Annotated in this window: 14 protein-coding genes; 11 read left to right on the top strand and 3 right to left on the bottom strand. The window is 75.8% G+C overall.

Annotated features, from left to right (window positions below):
* Positions 1-3: 3 nt before the first annotated feature.
* From H6H00_RS27270 to hisH, 5 genes are read left to right on the top strand one after another with little or no spacing between them, the layout of a single operon-like run.
* A complete protein-coding gene (locus tag H6H00_RS27270) occupies positions 4-222 on the top strand; it encodes a hypothetical protein (protein WP_185718514.1) in 219 nt (72 codons plus the stop codon).
* Between the two features lie 32 nt (positions 223-254).
* Positions 255-1,574 (top strand): histidinol dehydrogenase, encoded by a 1,320-nt coding sequence (gene hisD / locus H6H00_RS27265; RefSeq protein WP_185718513.1) that lies wholly within the window; start codon positions 255-257, stop codon positions 1,572-1,574.
* A complete protein-coding gene (locus H6H00_RS27260) occupies positions 1,571-2,674 on the top strand; it encodes a histidinol-phosphate transaminase (protein ID WP_185718512.1) in 1,104 nt (367 codons plus the stop codon). The genes hisD and H6H00_RS27260 overlap by 4 nt, the downstream gene beginning before the upstream one ends.
* Positions 2,671-3,270 (top strand): imidazoleglycerol-phosphate dehydratase HisB, encoded by a 600-nt coding sequence (hisB, locus tag H6H00_RS27255; protein ID WP_185718511.1) that lies wholly within the window; start codon positions 2,671-2,673, stop codon positions 3,268-3,270. Before H6H00_RS27260 ends, hisB begins: the two co-directional genes overlap by 4 nt.
* Positions 3,270-3,905 carry an imidazole glycerol phosphate synthase subunit HisH gene (hisH, locus tag H6H00_RS27250; RefSeq protein ID WP_185718510.1) on the top strand — a complete coding sequence of 212 codons (636 nt, stop codon included), beginning with the start codon at positions 3,270-3,272 and terminating at the stop codon, positions 3,903-3,905. Before hisB ends, hisH begins: the two co-directional genes overlap by 1 nt.
* On the opposite strand, the gene H6H00_RS27245 is transcribed toward hisH, so the two are convergent.
* Positions 3,902-4,594 carry an SDR family NAD(P)-dependent oxidoreductase gene (locus H6H00_RS27245; protein ID WP_185718509.1) on the bottom strand — a complete coding sequence of 231 codons (693 nt, stop codon included), beginning with the start codon at positions 4,592-4,594 and terminating at the stop codon, positions 3,902-3,904. The genes hisH and H6H00_RS27245 overlap by 4 nt on opposite strands.
* A gap of 73 nt (positions 4,595-4,667) precedes the next feature.
* On the opposite strand from H6H00_RS27245, the gene H6H00_RS32525 reads away from it, so the two are divergent.
* The 4 genes from H6H00_RS32525 (at position 4,668) to hisI (ending at position 8,540) form a co-directional block, all read left to right on the top strand.
* Entirely contained in the window at positions 4,668-6,392 is a 1,725-nt protein-coding gene (locus H6H00_RS32525; protein WP_185718508.1) for a serine/threonine-protein kinase, read from the top strand.
* Positions 6,393-6,415: 23 nt separating this feature from the next.
* On the top strand, positions 6,416-7,207 hold the full coding sequence (gene priA / locus H6H00_RS27235; protein WP_185718507.1) for a bifunctional 1-(5-phosphoribosyl)-5-((5-phosphoribosylamino)methylideneamino)imidazole-4-carboxamide isomerase/phosphoribosylanthranilate isomerase PriA: 792 nt from the start codon (positions 6,416-6,418) through the stop codon (positions 7,205-7,207).
* Between the two features lie 185 nt (positions 7,208-7,392).
* Positions 7,393-8,181, top strand: a complete 789-nt coding sequence (gene hisF, locus H6H00_RS27230) for an imidazole glycerol phosphate synthase subunit HisF (protein WP_185718506.1) — start codon at positions 7,393-7,395, stop codon at positions 8,179-8,181.
* An 8-nt stretch (positions 8,182-8,189) separates the two neighbouring features.
* The gene (hisI, locus tag H6H00_RS27225) at positions 8,190-8,540 is read left to right on the top strand and encodes a phosphoribosyl-AMP cyclohydrolase (RefSeq protein WP_221776038.1); all 351 of its coding nucleotides are present in this window, start codon (positions 8,190-8,192) and stop codon (positions 8,538-8,540) included.
* Between the two features lie 250 nt (positions 8,541-8,790).
* On the opposite strand, the gene H6H00_RS27220 is transcribed toward hisI, so the two are convergent.
* The gene (locus tag H6H00_RS27220; RefSeq protein ID WP_185718504.1) at positions 8,791-9,459 is read right to left on the bottom strand and encodes a hypothetical protein; all 669 of its coding nucleotides are present in this window, start codon (positions 9,457-9,459) and stop codon (positions 8,791-8,793) included.
* A 106-nt stretch (positions 9,460-9,565) separates the two neighbouring features.
* On the opposite strand from H6H00_RS27220, the gene H6H00_RS27215 reads away from it, so the two are divergent.
* On the top strand, positions 9,566-10,747 hold the full coding sequence (locus H6H00_RS27215; RefSeq protein WP_185718503.1) for a sensor histidine kinase: 1,182 nt from the start codon (positions 9,566-9,568) through the stop codon (positions 10,745-10,747).
* Entirely contained in the window at positions 10,735-11,415 is a 681-nt protein-coding gene (locus H6H00_RS27210; protein WP_221776037.1) for a response regulator transcription factor, read from the top strand. The genes H6H00_RS27215 and H6H00_RS27210 overlap by 13 nt, the downstream gene beginning before the upstream one ends.
* On the opposite strand, the gene H6H00_RS27205 is transcribed toward H6H00_RS27210, so the two are convergent.
* Positions 11,416-12,027, bottom strand: a complete 612-nt coding sequence (locus H6H00_RS27205; protein WP_185718501.1) for a TetR/AcrR family transcriptional regulator — start codon at positions 12,025-12,027, stop codon at positions 11,416-11,418.
* Positions 12,028-12,062: the final 35 nt, after the last annotated feature.

The raw sequence follows: 12,062 nt of genomic DNA, 5'->3' as shown, positions 1-12,062 counted from the left end.
GTCATGACGATGATCTGCGAACGCTGCTACGCCCCCATCGGCGAGGGGGAGTCGCTGGTGCGCCTGGCGCACATCGACCACGCCCACCCCGACGGCAGCGTCACCTGGATGTACGCCTACGTCCACCTCACGGTCTGCGCCACGCCCCGGCCCGCGCCGCACGAGCGCCCGGACACCGGGTCGTGGGACACCGCACGGGGCATCGGCGGCTACCGCGCCTGAGCGCCGGGGGCGGCGGCCGTAGGCTGGGGACCATGCTCCGCCGGACCGACCTGCGCCCCCAGAAGCTCCCCACCACCGCCGCGCTGCGGGCCCTGCTGCCGCGCGCGGAGGTCGACGTCGACACGGTCCTGCACCAGGTCCGGCCGCTGGTCGAGGCCGTGCGCGACCGCGGCACGGAGGCGGCGCTGGAGTTCGGCGAGCGCTTCGACGGCGTGCGGTCGGCGTCCGTGCGCGTCCCGGCGGCGACGATCACCGCGGCCCTCGACGCGCTGGACCCGCAGGTGCGCGCCGCGCTCGAGGTGTCGATCGAGCGGGCCCGGAAGGTCCACTCCGAGCAGCGCCGCACCGACATCGTCACCCACGTCGTCCCCGGCGGCACCGTCACCGAGCGGTTCGTGCCGGTCCGCCGCGTCGGGCTCTACGCGCCGGGCGGTCGCGCGGTGTACCCGTCGAGCGTCGTCATGAACGTCGTCCCGGCGCAGGAGGCGGGGGTCGAGTCGCTGGTCGTCGCGTCGCCGCCGCAGGCCGAGCACGGCGGGCTGCCGCACCCCACGATCCTCGCCGCGGCCGCGCTGCTGGGCGTCGACGAGGTGTGGGCGGTCGGGGGAGCGCAGGCCGTCGCGCTGCTGGCGTACGGCGGCACCGACACCGACGGCGGCGAGCTGGAGCCCGTCGACATGGTCACCGGCCCCGGCAACATCTACGTCACCGCGGCCAAGCGGCTGCTGCGCGGCCTGATCGGCATCGACGCGGAGGCCGGCACCACCGAGATCGCCGTGCTGGCCGACGACACGGCCGACCCGGTGCACGTCGCCGCCGACCTCATCTCCCAGGCCGAGCACGACCCCGCCGCGGCGTCGGTGCTGGTCACGACGTCGCCCGCGCTCGCCGACGCCGTCGACGCCGAACTGGCCGTGCAGGTCCCCGCCACCAAGCACGACGAGCGGATCCGCGAGGCGCTCACCGGGCCGCAGTCCGGCACGGTGCTCGTCTCCGACCTCGACGACGGGGTCGCCGTGGTCGACGCCTACGCCGCGGAGCACCTGGAGATCCAGACCGCCGACGCCCGCGCGGTCGCCCTGCGCGTCCGCAACGCCGGCGCGATCTTCGTCGGGCCGTGGGCGCCGGTCAGCCTCGGCGACTACTGCGCGGGCTCCAACCACGTCCTGCCCACCGGCGGCTGCGCGCGGCACTCCGCGGGCCTGTCGGTGCAGACGTTCCTGCGCGGCGTGCACGTCGTCGACTACTCGCAGGACGCGCTGCGCGAGGTCGCCGACTCGGTGGTCACGCTGGCCGGGGCCGAGGACCTGCCCGCGCACGGCCAGGCCGTCACGGCGCGGTTCCGCGCATGAAGGAGATCACGCTCGACGACCTCCCCCTGCGCGACGACCTGCGCGGGAAGTCCCCCTACGGCGCCCCGCAGCTCGACGTCGCGGTGCGGCTCAACACCAACGAGAACCCGTACCCGCCGCCGCCGGAGCTGGTCGCCGACGTCACCGCGGCCGCCGCGGAGGCCGCGGCCGACCTGCACCGCTACCCGGACCGCGACGCGACGGCGCTGCGCACCGACCTCGCCGCCTACCTGACGGCCGCCACCGGCGTGCCGCTGGGCCCGGAGCACGTCTGGGCCGCCAACGGGTCCAACGAGGTGCTGCAGCAGATCATGCAGTGCTTCGGCGGGCCCGGCCGCACGGCCGTCGGGTTCGAGCCCAGCTACTCGATGCACCCGATCATCGCCGCGGGCACGCGCACCGAGTGGCTGCCCGCCCCGCGGAAGGCCGACTTCGCGATCGACGTCGACGCCGCCGCCGCGCTCCTGCGCTCGGCAGGACCGGACATCACGTTCCTGACCAGCCCGAACAACCCCACCGGCCAGTCACTGCAGCCCGCCGAGCTGGCCGTCCTGGTCGACGCGGCCCCGGGGATCGTGGTGGTCGACGAGGCCTACGCGGAGTTCTCCGACCGGCCCAGCGCCGTCACGCTGCTGGAGACGCACGGGCACAAGCTCATCGTGAGCCGCACGATGAGCAAGGCGTTCGCGTTCGCCGGCGGGCGGCTGGGCTACCTCGCGGCCGCGCCCGCCGTCGTCGACGCGCTGCAGCTCGTCCGGCTGCCCTACCACCTCTCGGCGCTCACCCAGGCCGCCGCGCGCGCCTCGCTGCGCCACGCCGGGGCCACCCTCGGCTCGGTCGCGCTGCTGCGCCACGAGCGCGACCGCGTCGTCGACGAGCTGCGCAGCGCGGGCTACGACGTCGTGCCCAGCGACGCCAACTTCGCCCTGTTCGGCGCGTTCGCCGAGGCGCCCCGCGCCTGGCAGGCCTTCCTGGACCGCGGCGTGCTGATCCGCGACGTCGGGATCGCGGGGCGGCTGCGGGTCACCGTCGGGACACCCGAGGAGAACGACGCGTTCCTGGCCGTGGCCGTCGACCTCGCAACGAAGGAGCTCGCATGAGCAGGATCGGCCGCGTCGAGCGGATCACCAAGGAGTCCACGGTCCTCGTCGAGATCGACCTCGACGGCACCGGGAGGACCGAGATCGCCACCGGCGTCCCGTTCTTCGACCACATGCTCGACGCCTTCGGCAAGCACGGGGCGTTCGACCTCACCGTGCGCGCCACCGGCGACGTCGACCTCGACGCGCACCACACCGTCGAGGACACCTCGATCGTGCTCGGCCAGGCGATCCTCCAGGCGCTCGGCGACAAGAAGGGCATCCGCCGCTTCGGCGACGCCTGGATCCCGATGGACGAGGCGCTGGCGCAGGCCGTCGTCGACGTCTCCGGGCGCCCGTACACCGTGCACACCGGCGAGCCCGACGTCATGACGGGGTTCGTCGTCGGCGGGCACTACCCGACGGTGCTCAACCGGCACGTGTTCGAGTCGCTGGCCTTCCACGGCCACCTCGCCCTGCACGTCCGCGTGCTCGACGGCCGCGACCCGCACCACATCACCGAGGCCGAGTTCAAGGCCGTCGCCCGGGCCCTGCGCGCCGCGGTGGAGCCGGACGACCGGATCACCGGGATCGCGTCCACGAAGGGCACGCTCTGATGCCGAGGATCGTCGTGCTCGACTACGGGTCGGGCAACCTGCGTTCCGCGGAACGCGCGCTGAGCCGGGTCGGGGCCGACGTCACCGTGACCTCCGACGCCGACGAGGCCGCCGAGGCCGACGGTCTCGTCGTCCCCGGGGTCGGGGCGTTCGCGGCGTGCATGGCCGGGCTGCAGTCCATCGGCGGGCCGCGGATCATCGACCGCCGCCTGGCCGGGGGCCGCCCGGTGCTCGGGATCTGCGTCGGCATGCAGGTGCTGTTCGACCTGGGTGTCGAGTGGGGCGAGCGCACCGTCGGCTGCGGGCAGTGGCCGGGCACCGTCGAGCAGATCAAGGCCGACGTGCTCCCGCACATGGGCTGGAACACCGTCACGGCGCCGGCCGGGTCGGCGCTGTTCCACGGCCTCGACGCCGACACCCGCTTCTACTTCGTGCACTCCTTCGGCGTGCGGCGCTGGGAGCTGGAGCCCTCCGAGGTGCTGCGCCCGCCGCTGGTCACCTGGGCCCACCACGGCGAGGACTTCGTGGCGGCGGTGGAGAACGGCGCGCTCGCGGCCACCCAGTTCCACCCGGAGAAGTCCGGCGACGCCGGGGCCGCGGTGCTGCAGAACTGGCTGCGGGACGTCGTCGGCTAGTGCCCGGCGAAGGCCCGCTCCTTGAGGTCGTAGCGCAGCTCGCGACGCCCGTCGCGGATGCCGTCGACGACCAGCTCCACCAGCTCCTCCACCGTCGCCCCTGCCGTCATCGACGGGGCCTCGCCCTCGATCGCGCGGTCGGCGAGGCCGGTCTCGATGTGCGGCGGCCGGACGTCGAAGACGGTGACGCCCTGGCGGCGCTGCTCCTGGCGCACCGCCGTGAGCCAGGCGGAGAGCCCGGCCTTGCTGGCGGTGTAGGCGGCCATGCCGGCGGTGGGGTGGTCGGCGAGGATCGCGCTGAGCACCACGGCCGTCCCGTCGCCATCGAACCGCGGCACGGCGGCCCGGACCATCGCCATCGGCGCCATCGTGTTGACGGTCAGCAGGTGCTCGGTGATCACGTCGCCCGCCTGCTCCGCGGGCCCGAACGCGGCGACGCCGAACGCGACCACGAGCACGTCGAGGCCGCCCAGCAGCTCCGCGGCCTCGTCGACGACGGCGGCGCAGCGCTCCAGGTCGAGCGCGTCGAAGGTGAGCACGGGGGCGTCGACGCCGACCGCCGCGAGCCGGTCGGCGTCGCGCCCGGCCAGCACCAGCCGGGCACCCCGGCCGTGCAGCGAGCGGGCGATCGCCGCACCCAGCACACCGCTCGCGCCTGCGACCACCACACGTGCCCCGTCGAGATCCATACTGCGCACGCTAGGTCCGAAACCTCGACCGCGCGCGGCGACTCCATCGGAACGAGCAGAGGGAGTGATCGTCATGGAGCAGTTCGGGCCGTACCGGCTGGAGGAGCTGGTCGGGCGCGGCGGCATGGGCGAGGTCTACCGGGCCTACGACACGCGCCGGGACCGCATCGTCGCCCTCAAGCGCCTGCCCGCGCACCTGGCCGCCGACCCGGACTTCCGCGCCCGCTTCCGCAAGGAGGCCGCCGTCGCGTCCCGGCTGACCGAGCCGCACATCGTGCCCATCCACGACTTCGGCGAGATCGACGGGCGCCTGTTCCTCGACATGCGCCTGGTCACCGGCCGCGACCTGGCCGACGTGCTCGCCGAGGGCGGCCCGCTGGCGCCCGCGCGGGCCGTGCCGATCGTGGCCCAGGTGGCCAGCGCCCTGGACGCCGCCCACGCGAGCGGGCTGCTGCACCGCGACGTCAAGCCGGCCAACGTGCTGCTCACCGGCGACTTCGCCTACCTGGCCGACTTCGGCGTCGCCCGCGCCGTCGACGGGTCCCGCGACTCGGCCCTCACCGCGACCGGCGCCACCGTCGGCACGCTGGGGTACATGGCGCCCGAGCGGTTCCTCGGCGACGCCGTCGACCACCGCGTCGACGTCTACGCGCTGGCCTGCGTGCTGTTCGAGCTGCTCACCGGGCGCACCCCGTTCGCCGGGGTCACCGGCCCGGCGCTGATGCACGCGCACCTGTCGACCGAGCCGCCCGCGCCGAGCCGGCTGGTGGGCGGCATCCCGACCGCCCTGGACGCCGTCGTGGCCCGGGGCATGGCGAAGGACCCGGCGCACCGCTTCGCCAGCGCGGGCGAGCTGGCCGCGGCCGCGACCCGGGCGCTCGGGGGTGCGCCGATGACGCAGGCCCACCCGGGCGGCCCGAGCTGGACGGCGACCACCCCGGCGTGGCCGGGGGGCCCGTCGGGCACCCGCGTCGGGCCGCCGGCGGGGACCGGGTTCGCCGGCGGCCGGCCGGGCGGGTACCCGGCGCCGGCCGGCCCGACGAACGCCCACGGCGCGTCCGGGTACGGCCCGGCCGGGTACAGCCCGGCTGGGTACGGACCCGCTGGGCACGGACCTGCTGCGCACGGCCCGGCCGCGTACGGACCCGCCGGGCACGGCCCGGCCGCGTGCGGGCCCCCGCAGGGTCCCGGGTCGCCGGGGTCGCAGGCGTCGCGGCCGTCCGGTGCACCGGACGCCGGCGGGCGTCGGCGCCTGCCGCTGATCGCGGCGGCGGCCGCACTCGTCGCCATGGTCGTCGCCGGGGTGCTGCTGTGGCCGCGCGGGTCCGCCACCCCGGACCCGACCGCCGCGGGCGGGGGCACCGGGACCGCCGCGACCGGCGGGGGCCCGGCCGCCGCGGACCTCCTCGCCGAGCTCGACCCCGACGGCTTCTTCGCCGAGACCTGCGTGGACGCCCCGACCACCGACGGCGCCACCGAGCAGATCCGGTGCACCACCGGGGACGCGTCGGTGACCGAGGTGGAGTTCCGCCGGTTCGCCGACGTCGCGACCTACGGCGCCGCGCTCACCGCGGTCGACGCGGCCACGAACGGCGACGACGAGGACTGCGCCATCGGCGGCGACACGTTCGTCGAGTACGCGGGCTACGACCTGGTCTGCGGCACGCGGGTGCTCGGCGACGGCACCAGCGCCTACGTGATGGCCTGGGGGACGCGGACGTCGCGGATCCAGGGCTACGTCGCGGGCTCCGACCCCGGCGAGGTCTACACCTGGTGGATCTCGCACACGCCGTTCTGAACCGGATGGGTACGCTGCGCGCCGTGACTTTCGTGTTGCTGCCCGCGGTCGACGTCGCCGACGGCCAGGCCGTCCGCCTGGTCCAGGGCGAGGCCGGCACCGAGACCGGCTACGGCGCTCCCCGGGACGCCGCGCTGCAGTGGCAGAACGACGGCGCGGAGTGGGTCCACCTCGTCGACCTCGACGCCGCGTTCGGCCGCGGTTCCAACGCGGAGCTGCTGGCCTCGGTCGTCGGGGAGCTGGACGTGCAGGTGGAGCTGTCCGGCGGCATCCGCGACGACGCGTCGCTGGAGCGGGCGCTGTCCACCGGCTGCGCGCGGGTCAACCTGGGCACCGCGGCGCTGGAGGACCCGCGGTGGTGCGCGCGGGCGATCGCGGCGCACGGGGAGCGGATCGCGGTCGGCCTCGACGTCCGGGTCTCCGAGGGCCCCGACGGATCGACGCGGCACCGGCTCGCCGCCCGCGGCTGGACCACCGACGGCGGCGACCTGTGGGAGACGCTGGCCCGCCTCGACCGCGACGGGTGCGCCCGCTACGTCGTCACCGACGTCAGCAAGGACGGGATGCTCAAGGGTCCCAACACCGACCTCATGCGCGAGGTCGCGAACGCCACCTCGGCCCCGTTGATCGTCTCCGGGGGGATCTCGCAGATCTCCGACCTGGAGGCGCTGGCCGAGGTCGCCGCCGAGGGCGTCAACCTGGAGGGCTCGATCGTCGGCAAGGCGCTCTACGCCGGCCGGTTCACGCTGCCCGAGGCGCTGGAGGCCATGCGCGCGGTCGCCGCGCGCGGGGGCGCCGCGCAGCAGGCGGGCTGACCCCGGCGCTCGTTCCCCGGTTCGCCGGACCCCCGTGGGCCGAACCTCCTTTGCTCTGCTTACCGGTACGCACCACCCGGGGCCGGACCGGTGCGTATCGGTGAGCAGAGCAAAGCCGAGTCCCGACGGGACCCGAGGACCGTCCGCGGCGGGGGCGGGAACCGTCCGTCAGTAGGCTGCCCGGCGTGAGTGTGGCCGTGCGCGTGATCCCGTGTCTCGACGTCTCCTCCGACAACCAGGGGCGCGGGCGGGTCGTCAAGGGCGTCAACTTCGTCGACCTCCGCGACGCGGGCGACCCGGTCGAGATGGCCCGCGTCTACGACGCCGAGGGGGCCGACGAGCTGACGTTCCTCGACGTCACCGCGTCCTCCGGCGAGCGCGCCACCATGCTCGACGTCGTGCGGCGCACCGCCGAGCAGGTCTTCATCCCGCTGACGGTCGGCGGCGGCATCCGGGCCACCGACGACATCGACGTGCTCCTGCGCAACGGCGCCGACAAGGTGTCGATCAACACCGCGGCCATCGCCCGGCCGGAGCTGCTGCACGAGGCCAGCCGCCGGTTCGGGTCGCAGTGCATCGTGCTGTCGGTCGACGCGCGGACCGTGCCCGACGGGGCCGAGCCGACGCCGTCGGGCTGGGAGGTCACCACCCACGGCGGGCGTCGCGGAACCGGTATCGACGCCGTCGAGTGGGCGGCGCGGGGCCAGGAGCTCGGCGTCGGGGAGATCCTGCTCAACTCGATGGACGCCGACGGCACGCGCGCCGGGTTCGACCTGCGGATGATCGCCGCGGTCCGGGCCCGCGTGGACGTGCCGGTGATCGCCAGCGGGGGAGCGGGGGAGGTCGACCACTTCGTGCCCGCGGTCCGGGCCGGCGCCGACGCGGTGCTCGCGGCCACGGTGTTCCACTTCGGGCACTTCCGGATCGGCGACGTCAAGCAGGCGCTCAAGGAGGCTGCGGTGGAGGTCCGATGACCCGGGTCCTGGACTCCGCGCTGGACCCGGCGATCGCGGCCCGGCTCAAGCGCGACGCGGACGGGCTCGTGTGCGCCGTCGCCCAGCAGCGCGGCACCGGCGAGGTGCTGATGGTGGCCTGGATGGACGACGAGGCGCTGCACCGCACCCTCACCACCCGCCGGGCGACGTACTGGTCGCGCTCGCGCGAGGAGTACTGGGTCAAGGGCGAGAGCTCGGGCCACGCCCAGGCCGTGCACGAGGTGCGGCTGGACTGCGACGGCGACGCGCTGGTCGTGGTGGTCGACCAGACCGGTCCGGCCTGCCACACCGGCACCCGCACCTGCTTCGACACCGACGTCCTGCTGCCGCCGGCCTGACCCCCACCACCCCGCCCTCGGCCGGAGGCTCAGCGACCCACGGGCGTGGGGACGGCGGCTCGCGGGGGTGTGCGGGTCGGGGCGGCGTCCGGCGTCACCGCCAGCAGGGCCGCCACCGCCAGGGCGAAGCCGCCGAGCAGACCGGTCAGGTGGGCGGCGCCCGCGACCGCGTCGGGGGTGACCAGCGGGGCGGCCGTCGCGACCAGCGCCGTCGTCCAGAGGCCCCAGGCGAACAGCGCGGCGCTGCCGGTCAGGCCGCGACCACGGCGGCGACCCGGTGCGCGGACCCCCGGACCAGTCCCAGCACCCCGGCCGCCCCGAGGAGCGCGAGCAGCGCACTCACGGTCTCCTGCACCGCCGCGGCGGGCACGCCGGTCCGCACCGCGAGGACGACGTGCAGCACCCCGGAGAGCATCGCCAGCACGATCCCGCCCGTGGCGGTGACCGGGAGCAGGGGCGAGGTCCCGCGGGCGGGTGACCACCGCGCCCGGGCGTGCAGCGCGAACGCGGCCAGCAGGAACACCGCCTGCCAGGCGAACCCGCCGTAGACCAGCGGCCGCACCCAGGACTCCAGGAAGTCCGGCGGGGTGGACGGGTCGGCGCTCGCCAGCAGCGTCGCAGGCAGGACGCCCACCGCCACCGGCACCAGCAGGCCGCTACCGACCCACATCGGCAGCAGCACGAGCCACGCGGGCAGCCGTCGCCCGACCGGGTGGGTCAGGGCCAGCGCCAGCGCGATCACCACGAGGTCGAGCACGGCGGTGACCCCGTTGAGCACGACCATCGCCGGGCTGTGCACCAGCGCGGGATCGGTCGTGCCGACGTCGCTGCCGGTGAGCCACAGGGCCTTGAGGGTCAGGTACGGCAGGGTTCCGGTGGCGGCGGCCCAGCCGAGGGCGCGGTGCGCGAGAGGTGTCATGGGGGGAGCCTGTCCGCGCGGCGGCCCCCGCACCTCCCTCGCGCGGGCGGACGGCCTCCCCCGCGCGAGGGAGGTCGCGGACCGCCGGGGCTGCGACGATCGACCCATGGCTCTGATCACCCGCCGGATCGTCCACCTGCTGCTGGGAGCGGTCCTGCTGCTGCCCTACGTGGCGCTGGGCTGGCTGTTCGCGTCCTCGGCCGCCGGGCTGGGACGGGCCGAGCTGCTGGTCCTGCTGGCACCGGCGGTCGCGATCGGGATCGGGGTGGCGTTCGTCCCCGGGGTGCGGGTGCTGGAGATCGCGGCCGCCCGGACGCTGCTCGGCGTCGACCTGCCCGACCCGGACACCGACACCTGGTCGGCCCGGCGCCGCGCCGCGGCCTGGCTGGTGCTCAACGCGCTGCTCGGCGGGGCGGTGGCGCTGCTCGTGCTCGTCGCGGTGCCGGCGGCGGCGGCGTTCGTCCTGGCCCCGTGGTCGTCGTTCCCGCCCCTGCCCACCGGGGCCGCCGCGTTCTGGACGCCCCCGGTCGGCCTGCTGCTCGTCGCGGCGCTCGTCGCGGCGCTCGCCCTCGTCGGGGCCGGGGTGGCCCGGTTCGCCCCGGTGCTCCTCGGCCCGTCGGCGGCCGAGCGGATGGCCGCCGAGCTGGCCCGGTCCCGGCAGGCGGAGCGGGCGCTGGCGCAGCGCAACCGCCTCGCCCGCGAGCTGCACGACTCCGTCGGCCACGCGCTGACCGTCACCACGCTGCAGGCGGGTGCCGCGGCCCGGGTCCTGGACTCCGATCCCGCGTTCGTCGCCCGCGCCCTCGACGCCATCGCCGACGCCGGGCGCACCGCGCTCGACGAGCTCGACCACGTCCTCGGCCTGCTCCGCGACGGCGCCGACGACGCCCCCGACCGAGTCCCGCAGCCCGACCTGCGCGACCTCGACGCGCTCCTGCACTCCACGCGCGCCGCGGGCGTGGAGATCACCGCCGACGTCGGCGGCGCCCCGGACGTCGTGCCGCCCGCGGTGTCGCGGGAGGCGTACCGGATCGTGCAGGAGGGACTCACGAACGCCGCGCGCCACGCGGGGTCGGCGCCGGTGCGGCTGCGCGTGGCCGTCGACGGGGACGCCGTGGTCCTGGAGCTGGCCAACCCCCTCGGCGCCGCCGGGCGGGCGGGCGGCGGGCGCGGGATCACCGGCATGCGCGAGCGGATCGCGGTGCTGGGCGGCGAGCTGACGGCGGGACCCGGGTCGGGCGAGTGGCGGGTGCACGCGCGGCTCCCGCTGGCAGGATCGACGGCGTGATCGGTCTGGTGCTCGTCGACGACGAGGAGCTCGTCCGCGCCGGCCTGCGGGCCATCCTCGACGCGGAACCCGACATCGAGGTGCGCGGCGAGGGCGCCGACGGGTCCGAGGTGCCGGGGCTGGTCCGGCGCCACCGGCCCGACGTCGTGCTGATGGACGTCCGCATGCCCGACGTCGACGGCATCGCCGCCACGCGCCACCTCGTCTCGACGATGGACCACCCGCCGCGGGTGCTCGTGCTCACCACGTTCGGCAACGACGGTCACGTCTACGACGCCCTCGCCGCGGGCGCGACCGGCTTCCTGCTCAAGCGCGCCCGGCCGGTGGAGATCGTGCAGGCGGTGCGCACGGTCGCGGCGGGGGAGTCGCTGCTGTTCCCCGTCGCCGTCCGCGACCTGGTGGCGACCCGCGGGCGCTGTCAGCCGGGGCCGGGCGGCGGCGACGCCCTGCGCGGCGCGGGCCTCACCGAGCGCGAGGGGGAGGTGCTGCGGTGGGTCGCGCGCGGGCTGTCGAACGCGGAGATCGCGCGCGAGCTGGTCCTCGGCGTCGAGACGGTGAAGACGCACGTCGGCAACGTCCTGGCCAAGCTGGACGCCCGGGACCGGACGCAGGCCGTGGTGCGCGCCTACGAGTCGGGCTTCATCGACCCGTTCCGGCCCGCCGACTGATCAGGTGAGCGGGCCGGTGAGGTAGCGCTGGATGGTCGGCGCGACCGCGGCCGCGACCGTCGCGTGGTCGGCGGAGGCGAGCGGCTCCAGCTTCACGACGTAGCGGGCCATCCCCAGCCCGATCAGCTGCGAGCCGACCAGCGACGCCCGCAGGTCGGCCTGGTCGGGCCCCAGCGTCGCGACGACCCGCGCGAGGATCACCCGCGTGACGAACTCCCGCAGCATCCGCGCGGCCGCGTCGTGCGCGGCGACGCTGCGGATCAGCGACGCCATCGGGCCGCCGCCGGTGGCGTCCCAGATCGTGAGGAACCGCGTGACCAGTCGCTCGCCCAGCTGGTCAGGGTCGCCGCGCAGCACCTCGGGGAAGACGACGGCGGGGTCGAGCGGGATGTCGAGCGACGCGGTGAACAGGGCGTCCTTGGAGCCGAACCAGTGGTTGACCATCGCGGGGTCGACGCCGGCCCGCTCGGCGATGTGCCGGATCGTCGCGCCGTCGTAGCCGCGCTCGGCGAACGCCGACCGCGCGGCGGAGAGCAGGGCGGTGCGGGTCTCCTCGCCGGCCCGGCGGCGGCCCCGGCGACGGGTGGCGGGCGGGTCGTGGGGGGCGGACACCCCGACATCATCCACCCCGCTCCTGCGAGGATGGC

The sequence above is a fragment of the Pseudonocardia petroleophila genome (assembly GCF_014235185.1).
Lineage (GTDB): Bacteria > Actinomycetota > Actinomycetes > Mycobacteriales > Pseudonocardiaceae > Pseudonocardia > Pseudonocardia petroleophila.
Note: the sequence above shows the minus strand (reverse complement) of the source record. Positions and strands in the feature narration are given on the sequence as shown.

Coding starts and splice junctions, on each gene's coding strand:
- hisH (WP_185718510.1), top strand. CDS start 3,270: ATGCCGAGGATCGTCGTGCTCGACTACGGGTCGGGCAACCTGCGTTCC.
- H6H00_RS27220 (WP_185718504.1), bottom strand. CDS start 9,459: ATGACACCTCTCGCGCACCGCGCCCTCGGCTGGGCCGCCGCCACCGGA.
- H6H00_RS27215 (WP_185718503.1), top strand. CDS start 9,566: ATGGCTCTGATCACCCGCCGGATCGTCCACCTGCTGCTGGGAGCGGTC.
- H6H00_RS27245 (WP_185718509.1), bottom strand. CDS start 4,594: ATGGATCTCGACGGGGCACGTGTGGTGGTCGCAGGCGCGAGCGGTGTG.
- hisB (WP_185718511.1), top strand. CDS start 2,671: ATGAGCAGGATCGGCCGCGTCGAGCGGATCACCAAGGAGTCCACGGTC.
- H6H00_RS27270 (WP_185718514.1), top strand. CDS start 4: ATGACGATGATCTGCGAACGCTGCTACGCCCCCATCGGCGAGGGGGAG.
- hisD (WP_185718513.1), top strand. CDS start 255: ATGCTCCGCCGGACCGACCTGCGCCCCCAGAAGCTCCCCACCACCGCC.
- H6H00_RS27260 (WP_185718512.1), top strand. CDS start 1,571: ATGAAGGAGATCACGCTCGACGACCTCCCCCTGCGCGACGACCTGCGC.
- H6H00_RS32525 (WP_185718508.1), top strand. CDS start 4,668: ATGGAGCAGTTCGGGCCGTACCGGCTGGAGGAGCTGGTCGGGCGCGGC.